Genomic DNA, 24,754 nt, shown 5'->3' with positions numbered 1-24,754 from the left:
CCCCGGGGTGCCGGGGCCCCGGGGGGTTAGGGGTGGAGGGTGGGTTCGCGGGTGGTGGGGGTCGCGTCCAGCTTCGCGTCGAAGGGGGCCCGAACCGCCCCCGCTCCCACCCCCGCCCACCGCAGAATCGACGCCGTCGCCGCCGCCTTCTGATCCGCCGGCAGCTGCGCCACCTTGGAACCGTGGTTGCCCCCCGCCACCGTATAGACGTAGGAGTCCCGCGCCCCCGCTCCCAGCGAGAACCGCTCCGCACCCCACGGGTCGTTCTGCCCGTACACGTACAGCATGTGGTCGGCGTGGTGCTTGACCCACGAGTCGACGTCCCGCATCGCCCAGGGCTGGAACCGCATCGGGATGTCCCGCGGGACAAAGTTGCGCGGCGGCTGGTAGCCGTAGCGGCTCAGGTTGCCGAGCCAGGGCTGCTTGATGGTGGGCGAGCCGAGCTGCGTACCGGCCTGGTAGTAGTACGCCGTGTAGGGGGCAAGACCCTGGTCGGTGTAGAAGGAGAAGCCGGAGATCGTGTCGACCGAGTCCCAGATCGCCTGGTCACTGGCGTGCGCCGGGTCCGCCGGGAGCGTGTCGCACTCGGCGAGCAGGTGGTACTGCCAGAAGCCCCAGACGTAGTCGAGCACGACCGCCTCGTACGCCTTGTCGAGGGTGCCGACCGTCGCGAAGGTGTAGCCGTTCGCGGCCGCGTACTCCTGGTACTTCTTCTCCAGGGACTCCCGCCGCACCAGCGCCTGGCGCTGCACGCCCTCCAGCTTGTCGCGGCACTCCTTGGTGCCGACCGTCCGGAAGAACCGGTCGTAGGCCGAATCCTCGTTGTTGACCACGTCGTTGGGGGCCACGTACGCGACCACCCCGTCCATGTCACGGGGGTAGAAGCGCTTGTAGTACGTGGCCGTCATACCGCCCTTCGAGCCGCCGGTGGTCAGCCAGTTCTTGGAGTACACCGGCTTCAGGGCCTGGAAGATCGCGTGCTGGTCGCTGGCCGCCTGCCAGATGTCGTCCTTGGACCAGTCGGTGGGCGTGGGCCGCGACTCGGGGAAGAACCGGTACTCGACGGAGACCTGGTTGCCGTCGACGATCGCCGTCGGCTCGGAGCGGCCGGGGTTGGTGGAGACCTCGTAGCCGCTGGTGTACATCACCGTCGGCCGGGCGGTGTCCTTGTGCAGCACGGTGATCCGCTGCTGGAAGGTGGCCCGGCGGTACGGGTTGTGGTGGTCTACGGGCTGGGTGAAACTCAGCACGAAGTAGCGGTAGCCGTTGTACGGCTTCTCCGCGATGAGGCTCACCCCGGGTATCGCCAGGATGCGGTCCTTGATGTCCGGCTCGGCGGCGGTGGCCGCCCCGGCCGTGGCTCCCGTCGCGGCGATCGTGCCTGTCAGCACGACCAGCGACAGCAGCCATCTGAGCGCCTTGCGCATTCACACTCCCCTGTGGGGCCCCTGTGGGCTCGGAACGTGGCCCCGCGAACCTAGCCGGGTCAACGCCCGGCCCGCCAGACCTGGTTGGGCCCCACAGTGGATCTTCACAGGTGGGCCGGTCCGGTCGCCCGGACCTCGCCCGGCCGACCCGGCCCTTCCACACGCTCGGCCCTCAGCAGACCCAGCCCGTCTCGGCCGAGCTGCCCGATATCGACCCGGTCGCGCGGACGCAGCGGTTGCCCACGTGCACGGTGACCGGGCCGGCCCGTTGCGTATAGGCGCCCGAGTCGCCGGCCGGTGCGCCGCCCCGGGCCTGGATCGTCACCGACATCTGGCGCCGCGGCCCCGGGCTCTTCGCCTCGGTCACGGCGCAGGCGTACCCGTTCCCCTTGTACAGGCGCAACTCCCCCGTGCTGAACCCGACCGTCTTCACCGGGCGCCCGGCGCAGGCGGCCGCGGCGTCGGCGCTACCGCTGGGCGGGCCGAACATCAGGAGGCTGCCGGTCGCGGCGAGCACCGCGAGGGTTGGGGCCGGGTTGCGTTTCATCCCACCGAACACGCTTGCGTCCTTCCGTCACGTGCGCGTATGTGGGGAGGGACGCGTAATGTCACCCGACGGTTCTCCCCCGCCCCCCCTTCTACACCCGGTGCGGCCCGCCCTTCGCGCAGTTCCCCGCGCCCCTAAAAACCCCGTTTTCGGCTGCGGACCGTGGGTGGCTGGGCGCGCAGTTCCCCGCGCCCCTAACTACTCGGTGCTGGCCCGCGTCGGCCACCTCAGCCTGTCCGGCGATTGAGGACGAGCGCCCTTAAGGCGCGATACGGGGTCTGGGGCGGAGCCCCAGGGGCCGGAGCCAACCAACCCCCGTCACGGGTGGGTGGGTGGGCAAACCCCCCGGGGTCAGCCGGGCGTGGGGGTTGGTTCGGGGGTGGAGGTGAAGGTGTGCCACAGGCGGGCGTACTTGCCGTCCAGGGCAAGGAGTTCGGCATGCGTGCCGTCCTCCACCACCCGCCCCTGGTCCATCACGACCACCCGATCCGCCCGCGCCGCCGTCGTCAGCCGGTGAGCGACGACCAGCGTGGTGCGCCGCCCGGTGAGCCGTTCGGTCGCCTGGTTGACCTGGGCCTCGGTCGCCAGATCGAGCGCGGCCGTCGCTTCGTCGAGCAGCAGGACGTCGGGGTCCACCAGCTCCGCCCGGGCCAGCGCGATCAACTGCCGCTGCCCGGCGGACAGATTGCGTCCCCGCTCGGCGACCTCGTGGAGGTAGCCCCCGTCGAGCGTCGCGATCATGTCGTGGGCGCCGACCGCCCGCGCCGCCGCCTCCACCTCGGCGTCGCTCGCGCCGGGGCGTCCGTAGGCGATGGCGTCGCGGACCGTGCCGGGGAAGAGGTACGCCTCCTGCGGCACCACCCCGAGCCGGTGCCGGTAGGCGGTGATGTCCAGGTCGCGCAGGTCGGTGCCGTCGGCGGTGACCCGCCCGCCCGTCGGATCGTAGAAGCGCGCCACCAGCTTGACGAGGGTGGACTTGCCCGCGCCCGTCTCGCCGACGAAGGCGACGGTCTGCCCGGCGGGTATGCGCAGGTCGACCCCGCTGAGCGCCTCCTCGGGCTCGTCGCCCGAGCCGTCGGCGGACCCGTACGCGAAGTCGACGTTCTCGAAGGCGATCTCGCCGCGCAGCGACAGGACGTCGAGCGGCGCGGCCGCCTCGGAGGTGGACGTCTTCTCCTGGAGGAGTTCCTGGATGCGTCCGAGCGAGACGGATGCCTGCTGGTAGCCGTCGAAGACCTGCGAGAGCTGCTGCACGGGGGCGAAGAACAGGTCGATGTAGAGGAGGTAGGCGACGAGGGCGCCCGCGGTGAGGGTGCCGTGGTCGACCCGGCCCGCGCCGACGATCAGTACGGCCGCGGCGGCCACCGACGACAGGAGCTGCACGAACGGGAAGTACACCGATATCAGCCACTGGCCGCGCACGCGTGCCTGGCGGTAGTGGTCGCTGCGCTCGGCGAACCGCCGGGCCCCGTCGTGCTCGCGCCGGAAGGCCTGCACGATGCGCAGGCCCGACACCGACTCCTGGAGGTCGGCGTTGACGACACCGACCCGCTCGCGGGCCAGTTCGTAGGCCTGGACGCTCTTCTTGCGGAAGAAGTACGTGCCGACGACCAGCAGCGGCAGCGTCGCGAAGACGACGAGGGCGAGCTGGAGGTCGATGACGAGCAGCGCGACCATGATGCCGAAGAAGGTGACGACGGAGACGAACGCGGTGACCAGGCCGGTCTGGAGGAACGTGGCGAGCGCGTCCACGTCCGTCGTCATGCGGGTCATGATCCGCCCGGTCAACTCCCGCTCGTAGTAGTCGAGTCCGAGCCGCTGGAGCTGGGCGAAGATCTTCAGGCGCAGGGTGTAGAGGACGCGTTCGCCGGTGCGTCCGGTCATCCGGGTCTCGCCGGTCTGGGCGAGCCACTGGATGACGACGGTGAGCAGCGCGAGACCGGCCGCCGCCCACACCGCGCCGAGCGCGAGCTTGCTGACGCCCTGGTCGATGCCGTGCCGGATGAGGACCGGAAGCAGCAGTGACATCCCCGCGTCGATGGCGACGAGGAGCAGCGAGACGAGCAGGGGGAGACCGAAGCCGCGCAGCAGCCTGCGCAGGCCGTAGGAGTCCTCGGGCTGTACGGCCCTGGCCTCGTCGATGTCGGGGGTGTCGGTGGCGGGCGGCAACGCCTCGACCTGGGCGAGCAGTTCGGGGGTGGCGGGCATGCCGCCGGGGGCGGCGGATTCGGGCTTCTCCTCGCGCACCCACAGGGGCGGGGTGATGCCGCGCTCGGCGTCGAACTCCGCGTCCAGCTCGTCCCGTACGGAGTGGTCCTCCTCCTCCACGGCGGGGGCGGTGGGGGTGTGGCCGGGCGACACCGCGCCGAGTTCGTCGGGGTCGGTGAGCAGCCGGCGGTAGAGGGCGCTGTCGCGCTGGAGTTCCTCGTGGGTGCCGATCGCGGCGAGGCGTCCGGCGTCGAGGACGGCGATGCGGTCGGCGAGGCCGAGGGTGGAGCGGCGGTGCGCGATGAGCAGGGTGGTGCGGCCGGCCATGACCGACGCCAGCGCCTCGTGGATCTCGTGCTCGACGCGGGCGTCGACGGCGGAGGTCGCGTCGTCCAGGACGAGCAGCCGGGGGTCGGTGAGGATGGCGCGGGCGAGCGCGATGCGCTGGCGCTGGCCGCCGGAGAGGGTGAGGCCGTGCTCGCCCACGGTGGTGTCGTAGCCCTTGGGCAGCTCGCTGATGAACCCGTGCGCCTGGGCGGCGCGGGTGGCCTTCTCGATCTCGTCCTGGGTGGCGTCCGGCTTTCCGTACGCGATGTTGGCGCGGACGGTGTCGGAGAAGAGGAAGGAGTCCTCGGGGACGAGTCCGATGGCGGCGCGCAGCGAGGAGAGCGTCAGCTCGCGCACGTCGTGCCCGCCGACGAGTACGGCGCCGTGCGAGACGTCGTAGAAGCGGGGCAGCAGCATCGAGACGGTGGACTTGCCGGAGCCGGAGGCGCCGACCACGGCGACGGTCTCGCCGGGCCGGATGTCGAGGGAGAACCCGTCGAGCACCGGCCGCTCGTCGTCGTATCCGAAGCTCACGTCGTCGAATTCGACGGTGGCGGGGGCGCTGGGCGAGAGCTCCTTGGTGCCGTCCTGGAGGGAGGGTTCGGTGTCGATGAGCTCCAGGACGCGCTCGACACCGGCCCGGGCCTGCTGGCCGACGGTGAGCACCATGGCGAGCATCCGGACGGGTCCGACGAGCTGGGCGAGGTAGGTGGAGAACGCGACGAACGTGCCGAGGGTGATCTCGCCGCGGGTGGCGAGCCAGCCGCCGAGCGCCAGCATGGCGACCTGGCCGAGCGCGGGGACGGCCTGGAGGGCGGGCGTGTAGCGGGAGTTCAGCTTGATGGTGCGCATCCGGCCGGCGAACAGGCGCCGTCCGACCTCCCTCAGCTTGCCGGTCTCCTGGTCCTCCTGGCCGAAGCCCTTGACGACCCGGACCCCCGACACGGCGCCGTCCACGACCCCGGCGACGGCCGCCGCCTGGCCCTGGGCGTACCAGGTGGCGGGGAAGAGACGGGTGCGGCTGCGCTTGGCGATGAACCACAGGGCGGGTGCGACGGCGAGGGCGACGAGGGTCAGCAGCGGCGAGAGCCACGCCATGATCACGACGGAGATCACGAAGAGCAGGACGTTGCCGATGGTCATCGGCAGCATGAAGAGCAGACCCTGGATGAGCTGGAGGTCGCTGGTGGCCCGCCCCACGACCTGCCCGGTGGACAGCTCGTCCTGGCGGCGCCCGTCGAGCCGGGTGATCGTGCGGTACATCTCGGTGCGCAGGTCGTGCTGGACGTCGAGGGCGAGGCGTCCGCCGTAGTACCGCCGGATGTAGGTGAGTGCGTACACCACGACGGCGGAGGCTATGAGCAGCCCGGTCCACACGGCGAGCGAGCGCGTGTGGGCGCCGATGACGTCGTCGATGACCACCTTGGTGATCAGCGGGACGAGTGCCATGACGGCCATGCCGGCGAGCGAGGAGCCCAGCGACAGCGCCACATTGCGCCGGTAGCGCCAGGCGTACCCGGTCAGCCTGCGCGCCCACCCCTGTTGCGCACCCTCCGTCACGACATTCCTCCCGTTGGTACCTGCCCTGCCGCAAGCCCCAACACGGCCGACCTCGGATTTCATCCCGCCGTAACGGACGCGGGCCGAAAGGACCAGGTCACCGGTGGGTCGGCTCGAACATCCTCAGGACGGCGGACAGCACGACCACCGAGGGCCCGGGCTCGGCCAGGGCCTTGGCCAGGTCGGCGGCGAGGGTGTCGGGGGTGGTGCGGACGGCCGGGACGCCGAAGGACTCGGCGAGGGCGACGAAGTCGGGGCGGGCCAGTTCGGTGGCGGTGGCCGTGGCCTCGCCGAACGCGTCCGTCATGTAGGCGCGCAGGATGCCGTAGCCGCCGTCGTCGACGATCAGCCAGGTGACCGGCAGACCGTACTGCTTCGCGGTGGCGAGCTCGGCGATCGAGTACATGGCGCCGCCGTCGCCCGACACCGCGAGGACGGGGCCGCTCGGGTCGGCGACGGCCGCGCCGAGGGCGGCCGGGAAGCCGTAGCCGAGGCCTCCGGCGCCCTGGGCGGAGTGCATCGCGCCGGGCCACGCCGACCAGGCCCAGTAGGTCAGGATCGTCATGTCCCAGAAGCTGGGCGCCCCGGCGGGCAGCGCCTCGCGCACGGCGGCCAGGATCCGCCGCTCCTCGCCGAGGTCCTGCGCGTCGAGGCGGGCCCGGACCTTGTCCAGGAGGGTCCGTACGCGTTCGGCGGCCGTCGGGTCGGTGCGTTCGGGCACCGTTTCGAGCAGGGCCTGGAGGGCGGTGCGGGCGTCGGCGTGGATGCCGAGCGCGGGGTGGTTGGACTCCAGTTTGCCGAGGTCGGCCTCGATCTGGACGATCCGGCCGCGCGGCTTGAACGTGTGGTAGTTCGAGGAGAGTTCGCCGAGCCCGGAGCCGACCACGAGCAGGACGTCGGCGTCCTCCAGGAAGTCGGTGGTGTGCCGGTCCTCCAGCCAGGACTGGAGCGAGAGCGGGTGTTCCCAGGGGAAGGCGCCCTTGCCGCCGAAGGTCGTCACGACCGGCGCGTCCAGGCGTTCGGCGAGCGCGCGGAGCTTGCCCGAGGCGTCGGACCGTACGACCCCGCCGCCGGCGATGATGGCCGGACGCTCTGCGGTGGCCAGCAACTCGGCGGCCACGGCGGTCAGTTCGGGGCGCGGGACGATCTCTTCGGGGAAGGCGTCCATGGGGGTGACGACGGGCAGCACCGTCTCGGCGAGCAGCACGTCCTCGGGGATCTCCACCCACACCGGGCCGTGCGGGGCGGTGAGCGCCGACTCCCAGGCCGCGGCGATCGCGGAGGGGATCTGCGACGGGGCGCGCACCACGTGGACCGACTTCACGACGTCACGGAAGGAGGCCTGCTGGTCGCGCAGCTCGTGCAGATAGCCGTGGCGCCCGCCCCCAACTCCCGCCGTGGGGACCTGACTTGAGAGGGCGATCACCGGGGAGGATGCGGCAGCCGCCTCCTGGAGGGCGGCCAGCGAGGTCAGCGCGCCGGGGCCGGTCGACAGGAGCAGCGGGGCCGCCTCTCCGGTGATCCGGCCGTACGCGTCGGCGGCGAAGCCCGCGTTGTTCTCGACCCGCAGCCCCACATAGGTCAGGTCCGAGCGGCGCAGCGCGTCGAACATGCCGAGCGCGTGCTGGCCGGGCAGCCCGAACACGGTGGTCGCGCCGAGCCCGGCCAGCGTCTCCACGACCAGGTCGCCGCCGATGCGGCCGGGCGGCGGGTTCAGGGCGGCCGCGGTCTGCGCCGCGGTGGGGCGCAGGACGATGTCGTGGTCGTGGGTCATCGCGCGTCCTTCGTCCGGGGAACTCGGCCTGCTGTCTGCCGCCCGGCGGGCCGGAAAGCGGGCTCCGCCGGGCTGCTCCCAGCTTCTCAGGCGCGGGACGCGGCGATCTGCCGGGACATGATCGTGGTCAGCTCGTACGCGGTGTGCGAGGCGGCCACGCTGGTGATCTCGGCGTGGTCGTAGGCCGGCGCGACCTCGACGACGTCGGCGGAGACCAGGTTGCAGGAGGCGAGGCCGCGCAGGATCTCCAGGAGCTCGCGCGAGGTCATGCCGCCGGCCTCGGGGGTGCCGGTGCCGGGCGCGTGGGCCGGGTCGAGGCAGTCGATGTCGATGGAGATGTACAGCGGGCGGTCGCCGATGCGCTGGCGGAGCTGGTCGGCGACCTCGTCGGCGCCGCGCCGGTAGACATCGGCGGAGGTGACGATGCCGAAGCCCATCTTCTCGTCGTCGGTCAAGTCCTGCTTGCCGTAGAGCGGGCCGCGGGTGCCGACGTGGGAGAGCGCCTCGGTGTCGAGGATGCCCTCCTCGACGGCCCGGCGGAACGGGGTGCCGTGGGTGTACTCGGCGCCGAAGTAGGTGTCCCAGGTGTCGAGGTGCGCGTCGAAGTGGAGCAGCGCGACCGGGCCGTGCTTCTTGGCGACGGAACGCAACAGCGGCAGCGCGATGGTGTGGTCGCCGCCGAGCGTCATCATCCGGGCGCCGGTGCCGAGCAGGTCGTCGGCGGCGGCCTCGATCGTCTCGACGGCCTCGTTGATGTTGAACGGGTTGGCCGCGATGTCACCGGCGTCCGCGACCTGGGCGAGCGCGAAGGGCGAGGCGTCCTGCGCCGGGTTGTACGGGCGCAGCAGGCGGGAGGCCTCGCGGATGGCGTTGCCGCCGAAGCGGGCGCCGGGCCGGTAGGAGACCCCGCTGTCGAAGGGCACGCCGACGACGGCGACATCGGCGGTGCCGACCTCGTCGAGGCGGGGCAGCCGGGCGAAGGTCGCGGGTCCGGCGTACCGCGGGATGCGGGACGAGTCGATCGGACCGCGCGGCGTTTCGTTGCTGCTCATCTGAAGTGCCCTTCGTTGTCGGCGAGTTGGGGCGGCACGGGGGCCGCCGGTCCGGCGCGTGCGGCGGGGTTTCGGCGCGTGCGGCGAGGTGACATGCGGGGCCCGGCCCCGCGCCCCGGCTGCCGCCGCCCGGCCCAACCCTGAACGGCCGGTCGGCTCGCCCCGAGTAACCGGTCGGCTTGACCCGAGCAACCGGTCGGCTTGACCCGAGCAACCGGTCGGCTGACCCCGAGTGGCCGGTCGGCTCGACCCTAAGTGGTCGGACAGCTCCATTGAAGTGTACGTTTCCTCCACTTCTCACGCCCTCCAGGGATGGATCGTCCACCATGCCGGAACCCACCGCCCAGCCGACCCAGCCCACACCTCCCACCCCTCCCATCGCCCTTGCCGCGCTGCTGGCCCGCGCCGACCTGGGGCTGCGGCAGATCGCCGGGCCGCCGGACGCCACCATCCGCTGGGTGCACACCACGGAGATGGCCGACCCGTACCCGTATCTGCTCGGCGGGGAGCTGCTCATGACGGCGGGGGTCCAGCTCGGCGACCCCGAGCTGTATGTGTCCCGGGTCGTGGCGGCGGGCGCGGCGGCGCTGGGCTTCGGGGTGGCGCCGGTGTACGACGCGGTGCCGCCCGCCCTGGTGGAGGCGTGCGCCCGGCACGGCCTGCCGCTCCTTGAGGTGCCGCCGCAGACGACGTTCTCCGGGGTGGCGCGGGCGGTGTGGCTGCTCATGGCCCGGGCCCGCGAGGACGAGCTGCGCCGCGTGAGCGAGGCCCAGCGGGCGCTGGCCGCGGCGGCGTCCCGCCCCGACCCGGTGCGGGGGGTTCTTCGGGTGCTGGCCGGGCGGCTCGGGGGGTGGGCCGCCCTGATGACCCCGGAGGGGGTGGTGCTCGATGCGGCGGGGGGTGCGCCCTCGGCTGTGGTGGGGGTGGGGGTGGAGGGGCTGGTGCGGGTGGTGTCGCCTTCGGCGGACGGCGAGGACAGGCGACCCAACTCGGCCCCTCCGGCGTTTGAGGAGCGGGGGTCTGGGGGTAGGGCCCCCGGCGCTCCCACCGGGCCGCGGCCGACGAACGCACCCCCGGAGGGTCTCGGGAGGGGGCGGGGTGGGGAGAACCCGCCGAAGGCGCCCGCGCACGCGCACCCCCTCACCGCCACCGACACCCTCGGCGACACCCACCTCGCCGCCTACGCCCTCGCCGAGACCACGGGAACCGCCCTCGCGATCGCCACCCCGCACCGCGCCCCCGGCGACCACACCATCGCCGGCGTCGCGGCCGTCCTCCTCGCGCTGCTCACCGCCGGACGGCCCGGCGCGGACGAGGCCGCCCGTTCGGCCGCACTGGTGCGCATGGTGCTGGGCGGCGCCCCGGGGGACCTGGCAGCGCTGCTCGGCGAAGGGCCCTGGGTCGTCGTGCACGCCCGGGGTCAAGGGGCCCCGCCCGATCTCGGAACCCCCCTGGTCGACGCGGCCGGGCAGACCGTACGCGCCCTCGCACCCGCCGACCGCGAGGTCACGACGCACCCCGGCTGGACCCTCGGCGTCAGCGCCCCTGCCGCGCTCGACGGCCTGGCGGTCGCCGACCTCCAGGCGGCCCGCGCCCTGGAGCGCGCCGAGGCGACCCGAACCCCGCTCGCCCGGCACCGCGCCGCCGGGTTCGGCGCACTGCTCGACCCGGAGGAGGCCGCCGCGTACGCCCGCGAACTCCTCGCCCCGCTGAGCGGCCCGCTGCGCGCCACCTTGCGCACCTGGCTCTCGCTGCACGGGAGTTGGGACCGCAGCGCGGTGGCGCTCGGGGTGCACCGCAACACCGTCCGCCAGCGGATCGGCCGCTGCGCCGCGCTGCTCGGCACCGATCTCGACGACATGGACGTACGTACCGAACTCTGGCTGGCGCTCAGAAGTGCCGAGGCTCACTCTGGACAGTGCCGGTGACCGCCGGGTAACTTCGTATTTCAACCTGAGCAAGCGCTTAGCCGAATTGTGAGCCGAGGAGGGCGACCGTGCGCCGTACGGTATTCAACGAAGACCACGAGGCGTTCCGGGAGACCCTGCGCGCCTTCATCGAGGCCGAGGTCGTCCCGGCGTACGACGAGTGGTTCGCGCAGGGCATCGTGCCGCGCGAGTTCTACTACAAGCTCGCCGAGCTCGGCATCTTCGGCATCCGCGTGGACGAGGAGTTCGGCGGCGCCGGCATCGACTCGTACAAGTTCGAGGCCGTGATGTACGAGGAGACGGCCCGCGCGGGCGTCCAGTTCGGCGGCTCCGGCGTGCACGTGCTGCTCGGCCTGCCGTACATCAAGATGCTCGCCACCGACGAGCAGAAGAAGCGCTTCCTGCCGAAGTTCGTCTCCGGCGAGGAGATGTGGGCGCTCGCGATGACCGAGCCCGGCACCGGCTCCGACCTCGCGGGCATGAAGACCACCGCCAAGCTCTCCGAGGACGGCACGCACTACGTCCTCAACGGCGCCAAGACCTTCATCACCGGCGGCGTCCACGCCGACCGCGTGATCGTCTGCGCCCGCACCGACGCCCCCTCCGCCGAGGACCGCCGCCACGGCATCTCGCTGTTCGCGGTGGACACCAAGTCCGAGGGCTACTCGGTCGGCCGCAAGCTCGACAAGCTCGGCCTGAAGACCTCCGACACCGCCGAGCTGGCGTTCGTCGACGTGAAGGTGCCCGTCGAGGACCTGCTCGGCGAGGAGAACAAGGGCTTCTACTACCTCGGCCACAACCTCGCCTCCGAGCGCTGGGGCATCGCGTTCGGCGCGTACGCGCAGGCCAAGGCGGCCGTCCGGTTCGCCAGCGAGTACGTGCGGGACCGCACCGTCTTCGGCAAGCCGGTCGCCTCGTTCCAGAACACCAAGTTCGAACTGGCCGCCTGCCAGGCCGAGGTGGACGCCGCCGAGGCGGTCGCCGACCGCGCCCTCGAAGCCCTGGACGCGGGCGAGCTGACGCCGGCCGAGGCCGCCTCCGCGAAGCTGTTCTGCACCGAGGTCGCGCACCGCGTCATCGACCGCTGCCTCCAGCTGCACGGCGGCTACGGGTTCATGAACGAGTACCCGATCGCCCGTCTGTACGCCGACAACCGCGTGAACCGGATCTACGGCGGCACCAGCGAGATCATGAAGTCGATCATCGCCAAGAACATGGGCCTCTAGGCAGGTCCTGGCGCCGGGTTCGGGTACAACTACCTTCATGCATCAGGCACTTGAGAGCCTCCTCGATCTGCTCGACCTGGAGCGGATCGAGGAGGACATCTTCCGCGGCCGGTCCCGCTCGGCGCTCATCCCGCGCGTCTTCGGCGGCCAGGTCGCGGCGCAGGCGCTGGTCGCCGCGGGCCGCACCGTGCCCGCCGAGCGGACGGCGCACTCGCTGCACGCCTACTTCCTGCGGGCCGGCGACCCGGGCGCGCCCATCGTCTACACCGTCGACCGCATCCGTGACGGCGCCTCGTTCACCACCCGCCGCGTCGTCGCCATCCAGCACGGGCAGCCGATCTTCCACCTCTCGGCGTCGTTCCAGCGGTACGAGGAAGGCATGGAGCACCAGGCCGCCATGCCGCCCGCGCCGGACCCGGAGTCGCTGCCGACGGCCGCCGAGATGCTGCCGCGATACGCGTCCGCCTTCCGGGACGAGGGGGTGGTGGATCGCCTGATCGAGGCCCGCGCGGCCGTCGACCTGCGGTACGTGGACGCGCCGCCGTGGGCGAGCGTCGGCACCCCGCGCGAGCCGCGCTCCCAGGTGTGGTTCCGCACCAACGGCAAGCTCGCCGACGATCCGCTGCTGCACGTGTGCCTGGCGACGTACGTCTCCGACATGACGCTGCTCGACTCGGTGCTGCTCGCCCACGGGCGGGGCGGGTGGGCGGTCGGCGACGTGGTGGGCGCCTCGCTCGACCACGCGATGTGGTTCCACCGGCCTTTCCGGGCGGACGAGTGGCTCCTGTACGACCAGGAGTCCCCGTCTGCGTCCGGGGGGCGGGGGTTGGGCCAGGCTCGGATCTACACGCAGGACGGCCGCCTGGCGATCACGGTCATCCAGGAGGGCGTAGTCCGAGTCCCCCGCCCTTGACCCCGGGCGCCCCCGGGGAACCCCCTTCCGCGCAGTTCCCCGCGCCCCTAAAACCCGTTGTCGTCTGCGGGCCGCAGATGGCTGGTCGCGCAGTTCCCCGCGCCCCTAAACCCACTCGAACCTGCGGGTCGTGGTCGCTTCTCGCGCAGTTCCTCGCGCCCCTGAAAACCCGCTTTCGTCTGCGGACCGCGGGTGGCTGGTCGCGCAGTTCCCCGCGCCCCTAAACCCTCCCGACCCTGCGGGCCGTGGTCGCTTCTCGCGCAGTTCCCCGCGCCCCTTAGAGGTCGTTTTCTCCCGGTGTTTCATCCTGAAATGGGTGGTTGATTGTCGTTTGCCGGGTCGCGCCAGGAGATGGTGCTCTCGCCGGTGAGGCGTCGGGCCATCAGGTCCGTCATGGCCAGGTGGATCATGGCTTCGGAGCGAGCTGTGCGGGTTTCGTAGTCGCGGGCCAGGCGGCGGTGGAGCATCAGCCAGCCGTAGGTCCGCTCGACGGCCCACCGCTTCGGGATCGGGGTGAATCCCCTGGTCCCGGGGGTGCGGGCGGTGATTTCCATGTCGATGCCGAGGGTGGCGGCGTGCTCGACGAAGTGCTGGCGATAGCCGCCGTCGACCCAGACCTTGCGGATGCTGGAATGCTCGGCGGAGACCTGGTCGAGGAGTTGAGTGCCGGCCACGGAGTCCTGCACGCTGGCCGCGGTGACCAGTACTGCGATCAGGAGGCCGATCGTGTCGGTCACGATGCTCCGTTTGCGGCCCACGATCTTCTTGGCGTTGTCCGTGCCCTGGCTCGTGGCGGGAACGCTGGTGGAGGTCTTGACGCTCTGCGCGTCGATCACGCACGCTGACGGCTCTGCGTTGCGGCCCTCCCGTTGTCGCACCAACTCCCGCAGCAGGCCGTTGAGCTGGGCAAAGATGCCGTCGGACTGCCACTTGGCGAAGTAGCCGTAGACCGTGTTCCAGTTCGGGAAGTCGTGCGGCAGGTAGCGCCACTGCACCCCGGTGCGGTCCACATACAAGATCGCGTTCATGATCTCGCGCAGGTCATGCTCGGGCGGCCGGCCAAATCCCAGGGCCCGGCCGTGGCGCTCGTAGCGCCACACGGACAGTACCGGCTCGATCAACTCCCAGCGGGCATCGGACAGATCACTCGGATACGCGCGACGGTCGGTCATGACATGGAGATAGCGGCGGTCGGGGGCGTGCGCCCAGGCGTGCGTCCTGCTGAGCTGATGCACGGAACAAGTTCAGGCGTCCTGGGATGAGACAGGCGCAAGCCGACTCCGGCCCCGGACGCCACACCACCTACCTCTGCAAGCACGACCAACTCGGCAACCTCATCCACACCGATACATCAGCGGGTGCAATCCCGAAGTTACCGCCGCATCAAAGGAGAAAACGACCTCTTAAAACCCGTTTTCGACTGCGGACCGTGCGTGGCTGGGCGCGCAGTTCCCCGCGCCCCTAAACCCTCTCGACCCTGCGGGCCGTGGTCGCTTCTCGCGCAGTTCCCCGCGCCCCTTAAAACCCGTTTTCGTCTGCGGGTCGTGCGTGGCTGGGCGCGCAGTTCCCCGCGCCCCTAACTACGCGGTGCGGGGGCACCTTAAGCCCGTCCGGCGATTGAGGACGAGCGCCGTTAAGGCGCGATACGGGGTCTGGGGCGGAGCCCCAGGAGCCCCAGAACCATCCAACCCCGGGGCACGGGCGGGTGGGTGGGCGAGGTGCCCGGGGTCTGGGGCGGAGCCCCAGGGGCCGGAACCGACCGACCGGGGGGGTTACGACAGGCCCGCCGCGTCCAGGAGGTACGCCGTCATCGGCTCGTAGAACCGCGGATCCACCACATGGTCGTCCAGGGGAACCGTCACCTGGAGCGTCCCCTCCGCCTCCGCAAGGAACAACGCGGGGTCATTACTGTCCGCGTACCCCACCGCATCAACCCCCCGCTGCCCCGCACACCCCGCCCACCCGTGGTCGGCCACGACGAGGTCCGGCGGGGTCTCCAGCGCGTCCAGGATCGCCCGCATGGGCTCCGGCGAATGGGTGTGCCACAGCGACGCACCCCGCTCGAAGACGGCGACGTCGGCGAACTGGACGACGTACCCCTCGTCCGCGGTGAGCCCACCCGGAATCCGTACGATGTCGCAGCCCGCGGAGCGCAGCGCGGCCGCCGTACGGCTGTGGACGTCGATGAGCGCGCCCGGGTGCCCGGTCGCGAACAGCACCCGCTCCCGCCCGGCCGCCGCCTTGCGCAGCCGCGCCGCCATCCGCTCCAGGCCGTCCACGGTGAGCTCGGGGTCGATGGTGTCCTGGCCGGTGCGGTGCCCGGGGTCGTCGACGACGCCGCAGCGCTCGGCCATCACGGCGAGCACGTCCTGCTCGTCGGTCCAGCGGTCCCCCAGCTCCAGGCCCAGCCAGTAGTGGCGGTCGCCGTTGGCGAGCCTGCGGTAGTGGGAGAGGTTGTTGTCGCGGGGCGTGGCGACGTCACCGGCGATACGGGTGCGGACGAGGTGGTCGACAAGGGCGGCACGGCTGGGTATCGGCATGTTGCCCATTCTGCCCCGCCGGGGCCGGTTGCGGCCGTCGCGTCCCGAGCCCCGGACGCGTCCACCCCGCGCGCGGAACCCGCTCGGCGCCCTGCCAGCGGGAGCGACCCCGCGTACCGGAACCCGTTCAGCGTCCCGCGAGCGGGGCGAGCGAGGCGAACGCCCCGTGCGCCAAGCGGCGCAGCAGCGTCTCGGTGGCGGCGCGGCCGGGCAGTCCGCTGCCGTACGAACCGAGGTGCGGGGTGGAGTTGAGCAGGCCGAACACGGCGTGCACCGCGCCGCGCACCTCCGCCTCCGCCACCGCCGGGTACAGCTCGCGCACGACGCCGACCCACAGCTCGACGTACTGGCGCTGGAGCTGGCGCACCAGCTTGCGGTCGCTGTCGCGGAGCCGGTCGAGCTCGCGGTCGTGCAGGGTGATCAGCGCCCGGTCGTCGAGGGCGAAGTCGATGTGTCCGTCGATAAGCGCGCCGAGCAGCCGCTCGGGGTCGCCCGCCGCCTCGGCGACCCGCTTGCGCCCGCCGTCGTAGAGGCGCCCGCTGATGCCGACGAGCAGCTCGGCCAGCATCGCGTCCTTGCCCGCGAAGTGCCGGTACAGGCCGGGGCCGCTGATGCCGACGGCGGCCCCTATCTCATCGACGCCGACGCCGTGGAAGCCGCGCTCGGCGAAGAGCCGGGCGGCCTCGCGCAGGATCTGCTCGCGGCGGGTCGGTGCGTCGGTACGGGTGCTCATGGGAATTCATTCTAGACAACGCGGTTAGCGCTCGTTAACCTGAAGGAAATGAGTTAACGGTCATTAACCTTCCGTTGACTTCGCGCGTACGGGCAAGGGGGCTCGACACGATGCAGCAGGCACCGGTCCTGGGGAGTGCGGCGGATCCCGCCTCCGCGGCCTGGCGGGCCAATGAGGCGGCGCACCGCACGCTGGGCGAGGAGCTGCGGGCGAGGCTCGCCGCGGCCCGGCTCGGCGGCGGCGAGCGGTCCCGGCAACGGCACGTCGCGCGCGGCAAACTGCTGCCGAGGGACCGGGTGGACACGCTGCTCGACCCCGGCTCGCCCTTCCTCGAACTGGCCCCGCTGGCCGCCGAGGGGATGTACGGCGGGCAGGCGCCGGCCGCCGGAGTGATCGCCGGGATCGGGCGGGTGAGCGGCCGCGAGTGCGTGATCGTCGCCAATGACGCCACCGTCAAGGGCGGCACGTACTACCCGATGACGGTGAAGAAGCACCTGCGGGCCCAGGAGGTGGCGCTCGAGAACCGCCTCCCCTGTCTCTACCTCGTCGACTCGGGCGGTGCGTTCCTGCCCATGCAGGACGAGGTCTTCCCCGACCGCGACCACTTCGGGCGGATCTTCTACAACCAGGCCCGGATGTCCGGCGCGGGCATCCCGCAGATCGCGGCAGTCCTCGGCTCCTGCACGGCAGGCGGCGCCTATGTGCCCGCGATGAGCGACGAGGCCGTGATCGTCCGCAACCAGGGCACCATCTTCCTGGGCGGCCCCCCGCTGGTGAAGGCGGCGACCGGCGAGGTCGTCACGGCCGAGGAGCTCGGCGGCGGCGAGGTGCACGCGAAGGTCTCCGGCGTCACCGACCACCTGGCCGAGGACGACGCGCACGCGCTGAGGATCGTCCGCAACATCGTGGCCACCCTCCCCGAGCGTGGCCCGCTGCCGTGGTCGGTGGAGCCGGCCGAGGAGCCCAAGGCCGACCCGTTCGGGCTGTACGGCGCGGTGCCCGTCGACTCGCGCACCCCCTATGACGTACGGGAAGTGATCGCCCGGGTCGTCGACGGCTCGCGCTTCCAGGAGTTCAAGTCGGAGTTCGGTCAGACGCTGGTCACCGGGTTCGCGCGGATCCACGGGCACCCGGTGGGGATCGTCGCCAACAACGGCATCCTGTTCTCCGAATCCGCCCAGAAGGGCGCCCACTTCATCGAGCTGTGCGACCAGCGCGGCCTCCCGCTGGTGTTCCTCCAGAACATCTCGGGCTTCATGGTGGGCCGGGACTACGAGGCGGGTGGCATCGCCAAGCACGGCGCGAAGATGGTGACGGCGGTCGCCTGCACGCGGGTGCCGAAGCTGACCGTCGTCGTCGGCGGCTCGTACGGCGCGGGCAACTACTCGATGTGCGGCCGGGCCTACAGCCCCCGCTTCCTGTGGATGTGGCCCAACGCCAAGATCTCGGTCATGGGCGGCGAGCAGGCCGCGTCCGTCCTCGCCACCGTCAAGCGCGACCAGTTGGGCGACGACTGGAGCGCCGAGGACGAGGAGGCCTTCAAGGCTCCCATCCGCGAGCAGTACGAGACGCAGGGCAACGCCTACTACGCGACGGCCCGGCTCTGGGACGACGGGGTGATCGACCCGGTCGACACCCGCCAGGTGCTCGGCCTCGCCCTGACCGCCTGCGCCAACGCCCCGCTGACCGACCCCGCCTTCGGCGTCTTCCGGATGTGACGGTCGTGATGGCTGAGACATCCACGACGGCACCCGCGACGGCACCCGCGTCGACTTCCACCTCGACTTCCCTGGTGAGGGCTTCCATGTTCACGACAGTGCTCGTCGCCAACCGGGGCGAGATCGCGGTCCGCGTCATCCGCACCCTGCGGCAGCTCGGCATCCGCTCCGTCGCCGTCTTCAGCGACGCGGACGCCGAGGCGCGCCACGTCCGGGAGGCGGACACGGCGGTACGCATCGGCCCCGCGGCGGCCTCCGAGAGCTATCTGCGCCCGGAGCTGCTCATCGAGGCGGCGCGGCGCACCGGCGCCCAGGCCGTCCACCCGGGCTATGGCTTCCTCGCCGAGAACGCGGGCTTCGCCCAGGCCTGCGCCGAGGCAGGACTGGTCTTCATCGGGCCGCCGGCCGAGGCGATCTCCCTCATGGGCGACAAGATCCGCGCCAAGGAGACCGTGCAGAAGGCGGGCGTCCCGGTCGTGCCGGGCTCCTCGGGCAGCGGCCTGAGCGATGCCCAACTGGCCGACGCGGCACGGGAGATCGGCATGCCCGTGCTCCTCAAGCCGAGTGCGGGCGGCGGCGGCAAGGGCATGCGTCTGGTGCGCGAGGAGGCGCTGCTCGGCGACGAGATCGCGGCCGCCCGCCGCGAGGCGCGCGCTTCGTTCGGCGACGACACGCTGCTCGTGGAGCGCTGGATCGACCGTCCCCGGCACATCGAGATCCAGGTCCTCGCCGACAACCACGGCCATGTGATCCATCTCGGCGAGCGCGAGTGCTCCCTCCAGCGCCGCCACCAGAAGATCATCGAGGAGGCGCCCAGCGTGCTGCTCGACGAGGCGACCCGCGCGGCGATGGGCGAGGCGGCCGTCCAGGCGGCCCGCTCCTGCGGCTACTCGGGCGCGGGCACGGTCGAGTTCATCGTGCCGGGCAGCGACCCGTCCTCGTACTACTTCATGGAGATGAACACCCGCCTCCAGGTCGAGCACCCGGTGACCGAGCTGATCACCGGTGTCGACCTGGTGGAGTGGCAGCTGCGGGTCGCCGCAGGCGAGCAACTCCCGTACGAGCAGAAGGACATCACCCTCACCGGCCACGCCATCGAGGCCCGCCTCTGCGCCGAAGACCCCTCGCGCGGCTTCCTGCCGTCGGGCGGTACGGTCCTGGCGCTGCGCGAGCCGCAGGGTGACGGAGTGCGGACGGACTCGGGCCTGAGCGAGGGCACCGAGGTCGGCAGCCTGTACGACCCGATGCTGTCCAAGGTCATCGCGTACGGCCCGGACCGGGCGACCGCGCTGCGCAAGCTGCGTGCCGCGCTCGCCGACACGGTGACCCTCTGCGTGCCCACCAACGCGGGGTTCCTGCGCCGCCTGCTGGCCCATCCGGCTGTGGTGGCGGGCGAGTTGGACACCGGCCTGGTCGAGCGCGAGGCGGATTCCCTCGTCCCCGACGGCGTCCCCGAGGAGGTGTACGCGGCAGCGGCGGCGGTGCGGCTCGACGCGCTGCGGCCGGCGCCCACCGACGGCTGGACGGACCCGTTCGCGGTGCCGAGCGGCTGGCGCATGGGCGGCGAGCCCAAGGCCCTGGCCTTCCCCTTGCGCGTATCGGGGCTCGAACCCGTCACTCACCCGGCGCCCACCACGGCGCGAGTCACCGCCGACCGGGTCACCGTCGAACTCGACGGCCTCACCCACACCTTCCACCGGGCCGGCGCCTGGCTCGGCCGGGACGGCGACAGCTGGCACGTCACCGACCACGACGCCGTCGAGGCCGCCCTGAGCGGCCGGACGCACGGCGGCGCGGACACCCTTGCCGCGCCCATGCCGGGCACGGTCACCGTCGTCAAGGTGGCGGTCGGCGACCAAGTGGACGCCGGGCAGAGCCTGTTGGTGGTCGAGGCGATGAAGATGGAGCACGTCATCTCCGCGCCGCACGCGGGCACCGTCACCGAACTCGACGTCACCCCCGGCTCGACCGTGGCCATGGACCAGGTCCTGGCCGTGGTCACCCCCGCCGTCCAGGAGAGCCCCCAGGACAGTTCCCAGGACAGCTCCCAGAAGAGCCTTGAGGAGTCCTCATGACCGACCTCCCCATGGTCGTACCGGCCGAGGGCCTCCCCGCCCGGGTGCGCATCCACGAGGTGGGGGCGCGCGACGGATTGCAGAACGAGAAGACGGTCGTGCCGACCGAGGTCAAGGCCGAGTTCGTGCACCGCTTGGCCGCGGCGGGTCTCACCACCGTCGAGGCGACGAGCTTCGTGCACCCCAAGTGGGTGCCCCAACTCGCCGACGCGGAAGCCCTGTTCCCGATGCTGGGCGATCTCGACGGCGTGGCGCTGCCGGTCCTGGTGCCGAACGAGCGGGGCCTGGACCGGGCGCTCGCGCTCGGCGCCACCCGCATCGCGGTGTTCGCCAGCGCGACGGAGTCCTTCGCCAAGGCCAATCTGAACCGCACCGTCGACGAGTCGCTCGCGATGTTCGAGCCGGTCGTCGCCCGCGCCAAGGCGGACGGGGCGCATGTGCGGGGCTATCTGTCGATGTGTTTCGGCGACCCCTGGGAAGGCGCGGTGCCGGTGGCGCAGGTGGTGCGGGTCGCCAAGGCCCTCATGGAGCTGGGCTGCGACGAGCTGAGCCTCGGTGACACCATCGGCGTCGCCACCCCCGCCCATGTCGGGGCGCTGCTCACCGGCCTCAACGACCGGTCGATCGCGACCGACGCCATCGGGGTGCACTTCCACGACACCTACGGCCAGGCGCTGGCCAACACCTTCGCCGCGCTCCAGCACGGAGTGAGCACCGTGGACGCCTCGGCGGGCGGCCTCGGCGGCTGCCCCTACGCCAAGTCCGCGACCGGAAACCTCGCCACCGAAGACCTCGTGTGGATGCTCCAGGGCCTCGGTGTCGACACCGGGGTCGATCTCGGCCAACTCACCGCCACCAGCGTGTGGATGGCCGAACAGCTGGGCCGCCCCAGCCCGTCCCGCACCGTACGTGCCCTCTCCCACCAGGAGTCGTAGCCATGCCCCTCGACCACCGTCTCACCCCCGAGCACGAGGAACTCCGCCGTACCGTCGAGGAGTTCGCGCACGACGTCATCGCCCCGAAGATCGGCGACTTCTACGAGCGCCACGAGTTCCCGTACGAGATCGTCCGCGAGATGGGCCGCATGGGCCTGTTCGGGCTGCCCTTCCCCGAGGAGTACGGCGGCATGGGCGGCGACTACCTGGCGCTCGGCATCGCCCTCGAAGAGCTGGCCCGGGTCGACTCCTCGGTGGCCATCACCCTGGAGGCGGGCGTCTCGCTGGGCGCGATGCCCATCTTCCGGTTCGGCACGGAGGAGCAGAAGCGCCAGTGGCTGCCGAGGCTGTGCTCGGGCGAGGCGCTGGGCGCGTTCGGCCTGACCGAGCCGGACTGCGGCTCGGACGCGGGCGGCACCCGCACCACCGCGGTGCGCGACGGCGACGAGTGGGTCATCAACGGCTCGAAGTGCTTCATCACCAACTCCGGTACGGACATCACCGGTCTGGTCACCGTCACCGCGGTCACCGGCCGCAAGGACGACGGCCGCCCGCTGATCTCCTCGATCATCGTGCCGTCCGGCACGCCGGGCTTCACGGTCGCGGCCCCGTACTCGAAGGTCGGCTGGAACGCCTCGGACACCCGCGAGTTGTCGTTCTCGGACGTCCGCGTCCCGGTGGCGAACCTGCTGGGCGAGGAGGGCCGCGGGTACGCCCAGTTCCTGCGCATCCTGGACGAGGGCCGCATCGCGATCTCGGCGCTCGCCACCGGACTCGCGCAGGGCTGTGTGGACGAGTCGGTGAAGTACGCCAAGGAGCGGCACGCGTTCGGGCGGCCGATCGGCGACAACCAGGCGATCCAGTTCAAGATCGCCGACATGGAGCTGCGGGCGCACATGGCGCGGGTGGGCTGGCGTGACGCCGCGTCCCGGCTGGTGCACGGCGAGCCGTTCAAGAAGGAGGCGGCGCTGGCGAAGCTGTACTCCTCGACGGTGGCGGTGGACAACGCCCGCGAGGGCACGCAGATCTTCGGCGGCTACGGCTTCATGAACGAGTACCCGGTGGCCCGCATGTGGCGGGACTCCAAGATCCTGGAGATCGGCGAGGGCACGAGCGAGGTGCAGCGCATGCTGATCGCCCGTGAACTGGGGCTGCCCGCCTGACCCTTCGCACCTCCTGGGCCCCGGGTCCCCCGATGGAGTGGTGGCGCCCGCGTCGCCACCGCCGCGGGGACCCGGGGCCGCACCCTGTCAGGGTGACTCCCCCGAACTGCCCCACCTGCGCGAGCCGTACACCGCTGTGGAAGGACACCTCGGCCACCGCGCCGGGCGCCGCCGACCGCTGGCACTGGCACTGCGGGAGCTGCCGGCGCAGCTATGAGCCGAGCCCCTCGCACAAGGTGCGGTTCACCTACGCGCCGCTGCGTCGACAGGCGTCCCTGCTGGGGAGGTAGCAGGCCGCGACGGCCGTCCGCGCCGAAGCGGGGTGCCGGGCCCGACCACTGGACAAGAGATCAGGTTAGGCTAACCTATCTTCGCACCCCGTCAGTGGCCGGTCACCGGCACGTACGTATGAGAGCGGACACCGTCATGCCCCACGCCCGAGCGTCCCTTCCCACCCGTCGCGGCCTGTTGGCCATGGGCGGCGCGATCGGCATCGGTGCCGCGCTGGCCGCCTGTGGCGGCGGCGACAAGAAGAGCGGATCGGCGGACGGCGCCACGGGGGCCGCGAAGTCCGGGCCCTGGTCGTTCAAGGACGACCGCGGTCAGACGGCCCAGACCAAGGCCGCCCCCAAGAACATCGTCGCCTTCACCGGCACCGCCGCCGCCCTCTTCGACTACGGGATCACGGTCAAGGGCGTGTTCGGGCCGACGAAGACCAAGGACGGCAATGCCGATGTGCAGGCCGGCTCCCTCGACATCAGCAAGGTCGAGGTCATCGGCAACACCTATGGCGAGTTCAGCGTGGAGAAGTACGCGGCGCTCCAGCCCGATGTGCTGATCACGGACATGTGGCAGAAGGACGTCCTCTGGTACGTGCCCGACAACAGCAAGGACAAGATCCTCAAGCTGGCGCCGAGCGTCGCGCTGTGGGCGGCCGACCAGAGCATGCCCGCCGCCCTCCAGCGCCGCGCGGACCTCGCCAAGTCCCTCGGCGCGGACCTGAACGCGAAGAACGTCACCGACGCCAAGGCCGCCTTCGAGAAGGCCTCCGCACGGCTGCGCGCCGCGGCCAAGGCGAACCCCGGCATCAAGGTCCTGCTCGGCTCCGCCAGCCCCGACCTGTTCTACGTCTCCGAGGCCAAGCGCAGCTGCGACACCCGGTACTTCCAGGAGCTGGGCGTCCGGTTCGTCACCCCGAAGGTCGACTCGCAGGGCTTCTTCGAGTCGCTCAGCTGGGAGAACGTCGGCAAGTACCCCGCCGACCTGATCCTCATGGACAACCGCACCGGCACGCTCCAGCCCGCCGACCTCGGCTCCAAGCCGACCTGGGCCCAACTGCCCGCCGTCAAGGCGCACCAGGTCGTGCCGCGCCTGACCGAGCCGATCTACTCCTACGCGCGCGTCGCCCCCATCGTCGACGCGCTCGCCCAGGCCATCGAGAACGCGAAGAAGGTCGCCTGACGATGCCCGCACCGGCCGAGACCGCCATCGCCCCCTTCCGCCTCTTCGATCTGCGCGTGGTACGGGCCCGGCGGCTCGGCCGTTCGCTGATGCGGGTCACCTTCGGCGGCTTCGGCGACGAGGACCTCTCGTCGTTCGCCGCCGGGGGCCGCGACCAGAGCCTCTCCCTCTTCCTGCCGCACCCAGGCCAGGAAGCACCCGTCCTTCCGCCCGTCGACGACGCGGACGGCTGGTGGGCCGCCTACCGCGCGCTCCCCGACGGCATACGGGCCGTCATGCGTTCGTACACGGTCCGGGCGCAGCGCCGCGCTCCCCTGGGCGGGCCCGGCGAGATCGACATCGACTTCGCGCTGCATGGGGACGGCGGGCCGGCCTCCCGCTGGGCGCGTTCGGTGCGGGCCGGTGGCCGGGTCACGGTGCTCGGTCCTGCCGTCGCGGACAACACGGCGGTACGTTTCCGACCGCCGGCCGGGACCGACTCCGTCGTCATCTGGGCCGACGAGACGGCGCTGCCCGCCGCGGCCGGCATCCTCGAATGGCTGCCCTCCGGGCTGCCCGCCCAGGTCTGGATCACCGCGCCCGCGACGCCGGAGGCGCTGCCGCGGGTGACGGCGGCGGACGCGCGGGTGACGTGGCTGCCCTCCGTCTCCCCCCTGGACGCGATCCGCTCGGCCCCCCTGCCCGGGGCCTCCCCCTACGTCTGGATCGCCGGGGAGGCGTCCCATGTACGGTCGTTGCGGAGGCACTTCGTGGGGGAGCGGGGTTTGGAGCGGGGGCGGGTGACGTTTGTGGGGTACTGGCGGCGGGGCCGCACGGAAGACGACCTCCGCGCAGCCTAACCAGCCCCCTCCGGGGCTCCGCCCCGGGCCCGTTCCCCCACCCACCCGCCCGTGCGGCGGGTCGGCCGGTTCGGCCCCCTGGGGCTCCGCCCCAGACCCCGAGCCCCTTTGCCCACCCACCCGCCCGTGACGGGGGTTGGTTGGTTCCGCCCCCTGGGGCTCCGCCCCAGACCCCGAGGCCCTTTCCCCACCCACCCGCCCGTAAGCGCAGGGTTCGATGGCCCGGGCCTCCTGGGGCTCCGCCCCAGACCCCGTATCGCGCCTTAAGGGCGCTCGTCCTCAATCTCCCCCAAGGCCTTAAGGGCCAGGGGGACCCCCATGACAGGCT

18 protein-coding genes are annotated in these 24,754 nt (G+C 71.8%); 10 read left to right on the top strand and 8 right to left on the bottom strand.

The window, feature by feature from the left end; translation table 11 throughout:
- Positions 1-26 precede the first annotated feature (26 nt).
- The 5 genes from DWB77_RS24410 to speB form a co-directional block, all read right to left on the bottom strand.
- Entirely contained in the window at positions 27-1,427 is a 1,401-nt protein-coding gene (locus DWB77_RS24410; RefSeq protein WP_120723274.1) for a S28 family serine protease, read from the bottom strand.
- Between the two features lie 172 nt (positions 1,428-1,599).
- Positions 1,600-1,986, bottom strand: a complete 387-nt coding sequence (locus tag DWB77_RS24405) for a hypothetical protein (RefSeq protein WP_428985145.1) — start codon at positions 1,984-1,986, stop codon at positions 1,600-1,602.
- A 339-nt stretch (positions 1,987-2,325) separates the two neighbouring features.
- A complete protein-coding gene (locus DWB77_RS24400; RefSeq protein ID WP_162952606.1) occupies positions 2,326-6,069 on the bottom strand; it encodes an ABC transporter ATP-binding protein in 3,744 nt (1,247 codons plus the stop codon).
- 97 nt (positions 6,070-6,166) lie between these two features.
- Positions 6,167-7,843, bottom strand: a complete 1,677-nt coding sequence (locus DWB77_RS24395; protein ID WP_120723271.1) for a thiamine pyrophosphate-binding protein — start codon at positions 7,841-7,843, stop codon at positions 6,167-6,169.
- Between the two features lie 86 nt (positions 7,844-7,929).
- Positions 7,930-8,895: an agmatinase gene (gene speB, locus DWB77_RS24390; protein WP_120723270.1), complete on the bottom strand. Its 966-nt coding sequence runs from the start codon at positions 8,893-8,895 to the stop codon at positions 7,930-7,932.
- Between the two features lie 326 nt (positions 8,896-9,221).
- Between speB and DWB77_RS24385 the strand changes: the two genes are divergently transcribed.
- From DWB77_RS24385 to tesB, 3 genes are all read left to right on the top strand, one after another.
- Positions 9,222-10,823 (top strand): helix-turn-helix domain-containing protein, encoded by a 1,602-nt coding sequence (locus tag DWB77_RS24385; RefSeq protein WP_120723269.1) that lies wholly within the window; start codon positions 9,222-9,224, stop codon positions 10,821-10,823.
- Between the two features lie 68 nt (positions 10,824-10,891).
- A complete protein-coding gene (locus DWB77_RS24380) occupies positions 10,892-12,049 on the top strand; it encodes an acyl-CoA dehydrogenase family protein (RefSeq protein WP_120723268.1) in 1,158 nt (385 codons plus the stop codon).
- Positions 12,050-12,086: 37 nt separating this feature from the next.
- Positions 12,087-12,962: an acyl-CoA thioesterase II gene (tesB, locus tag DWB77_RS24375; protein ID WP_120723267.1), complete on the top strand. Its 876-nt coding sequence runs from the start codon at positions 12,087-12,089 to the stop codon at positions 12,960-12,962.
- Between the two features lie 302 nt (positions 12,963-13,264).
- On the opposite strand, the gene DWB77_RS24370 is transcribed toward tesB, so the two are convergent.
- The 3 genes from DWB77_RS24370 to DWB77_RS24360 form a co-directional block, all read right to left on the bottom strand.
- Complete coding sequence (locus DWB77_RS24370) at positions 13,265-14,134, bottom strand: IS5 family transposase (RefSeq protein WP_120728182.1); 870 nt, start codon at positions 14,132-14,134, stop codon at positions 13,265-13,267.
- A 600-nt stretch (positions 14,135-14,734) separates the two neighbouring features.
- Positions 14,735-15,502, bottom strand: coding sequence for a phosphatase (locus tag DWB77_RS24365; protein WP_120728180.1), 768 nt, complete (start codon positions 15,500-15,502; stop codon positions 14,735-14,737).
- A gap of 127 nt (positions 15,503-15,629) precedes the next feature.
- Entirely contained in the window at positions 15,630-16,235 is a 606-nt protein-coding gene (locus DWB77_RS24360) for an SACE_7040 family transcriptional regulator (protein ID WP_120723266.1), read from the bottom strand.
- A gap of 110 nt (positions 16,236-16,345) precedes the next feature.
- Here DWB77_RS24360 and DWB77_RS24355 point away from each other — a divergent pair, with 110 nt between their 5' ends.
- From DWB77_RS24355 to DWB77_RS24325, 7 genes are all read left to right on the top strand, one after another.
- Positions 16,346-17,953 (top strand): carboxyl transferase domain-containing protein, encoded by a 1,608-nt coding sequence (locus tag DWB77_RS24355; RefSeq protein WP_120723265.1) that lies wholly within the window; start codon positions 16,346-16,348, stop codon positions 17,951-17,953.
- An 86-nt stretch (positions 17,954-18,039) separates the two neighbouring features.
- Positions 18,040-20,028: an acetyl-CoA carboxylase biotin carboxylase subunit gene (locus DWB77_RS24350; protein WP_120723264.1), complete on the top strand. Its 1,989-nt coding sequence runs from the start codon at positions 18,040-18,042 to the stop codon at positions 20,026-20,028.
- Complete coding sequence (locus tag DWB77_RS24345) at positions 20,025-20,963, top strand: hydroxymethylglutaryl-CoA lyase (protein WP_120723263.1); 939 nt, start codon at positions 20,025-20,027, stop codon at positions 20,961-20,963. Before DWB77_RS24350 ends, DWB77_RS24345 begins: the two co-directional genes overlap by 4 nt.
- A 2-nt stretch (positions 20,964-20,965) precedes the next feature.
- The gene (locus DWB77_RS24340) at positions 20,966-22,126 is read left to right on the top strand and encodes an acyl-CoA dehydrogenase family protein (RefSeq protein WP_120723262.1); all 1,161 of its coding nucleotides are present in this window, start codon (positions 20,966-20,968) and stop codon (positions 22,124-22,126) included.
- A gap of 92 nt (positions 22,127-22,218) precedes the next feature.
- Entirely contained in the window at positions 22,219-22,416 is a 198-nt protein-coding gene (locus tag DWB77_RS24335) for a hypothetical protein (RefSeq protein ID WP_120723261.1), read from the top strand.
- A gap of 136 nt (positions 22,417-22,552) precedes the next feature.
- Positions 22,553-23,587 carry an ABC transporter substrate-binding protein gene (locus tag DWB77_RS24330; protein WP_120723260.1) on the top strand — a complete coding sequence of 345 codons (1,035 nt, stop codon included), beginning with the start codon at positions 22,553-22,555 and terminating at the stop codon, positions 23,585-23,587.
- 2 nt (positions 23,588-23,589) lie between these two features.
- A complete protein-coding gene (locus DWB77_RS24325) occupies positions 23,590-24,426 on the top strand; it encodes a siderophore-interacting protein (RefSeq protein WP_120723259.1) in 837 nt (278 codons plus the stop codon).
- Positions 24,427-24,754 lie beyond the last annotated feature (328 nt).

This window comes from Streptomyces hundungensis (genome assembly GCF_003627815.1).
Lineage (GTDB): Bacteria > Actinomycetota > Actinomycetes > Streptomycetales > Streptomycetaceae > Streptomyces > Streptomyces hundungensis_A.
The sequence above is the reverse complement of the archived record's forward strand: the minus strand, read 5'-3'. Positions and strand labels throughout refer to the sequence as shown.

What these genes read in the sequence shown, in the direction of transcription:
- DWB77_RS24410 (WP_120723274.1), bottom strand. Translation starts at nt 1,427, where the DNA reads ATGCGCAAGGCGCTCAGATGGCTGCTGTCGCTGGTCGTGCTGACAGGC.
- DWB77_RS24395 (WP_120723271.1), bottom strand. Translation starts at nt 7,843, where the DNA reads ATGACCCACGACCACGACATCGTCCTGCGCCCCACCGCGGCGCAGACC.
- speB (WP_120723270.1), bottom strand. Translation starts at nt 8,895, where the DNA reads ATGAGCAGCAACGAAACGCCGCGCGGTCCGATCGACTCGTCCCGCATC.
- DWB77_RS24385 (WP_120723269.1), top strand. Translation starts at nt 9,222, where the DNA reads ATGCCGGAACCCACCGCCCAGCCGACCCAGCCCACACCTCCCACCCCT.
- tesB (WP_120723267.1), top strand. Translation starts at nt 12,087, where the DNA reads ATGCATCAGGCACTTGAGAGCCTCCTCGATCTGCTCGACCTGGAGCGG.
- DWB77_RS24370 (WP_120728182.1), bottom strand. Translation starts at nt 14,134, where the DNA reads ATGACCGACCGTCGCGCGTATCCGAGTGATCTGTCCGATGCCCGCTGG.
- DWB77_RS24365 (WP_120728180.1), bottom strand. Translation starts at nt 15,502, where the DNA reads ATGCCGATACCCAGCCGTGCCGCCCTTGTCGACCACCTCGTCCGCACC.
- DWB77_RS24360 (WP_120723266.1), bottom strand. Translation starts at nt 16,235, where the DNA reads ATGAGCACCCGTACCGACGCACCGACCCGCCGCGAGCAGATCCTGCGC.
- DWB77_RS24355 (WP_120723265.1), top strand. Translation starts at nt 16,346, where the DNA reads ATGCAGCAGGCACCGGTCCTGGGGAGTGCGGCGGATCCCGCCTCCGCG.
- DWB77_RS24350 (WP_120723264.1), top strand. Translation starts at nt 18,040, where the DNA reads ATGTTCACGACAGTGCTCGTCGCCAACCGGGGCGAGATCGCGGTCCGC.
- DWB77_RS24345 (WP_120723263.1), top strand. Translation starts at nt 20,025, where the DNA reads ATGACCGACCTCCCCATGGTCGTACCGGCCGAGGGCCTCCCCGCCCGG.
- DWB77_RS24340 (WP_120723262.1), top strand. Translation starts at nt 20,966, where the DNA reads ATGCCCCTCGACCACCGTCTCACCCCCGAGCACGAGGAACTCCGCCGT.
- DWB77_RS24330 (WP_120723260.1), top strand. Translation starts at nt 22,553, where the DNA reads ATGCCCCACGCCCGAGCGTCCCTTCCCACCCGTCGCGGCCTGTTGGCC.
- DWB77_RS24325 (WP_120723259.1), top strand. Translation starts at nt 23,590, where the DNA reads ATGCCCGCACCGGCCGAGACCGCCATCGCCCCCTTCCGCCTCTTCGAT.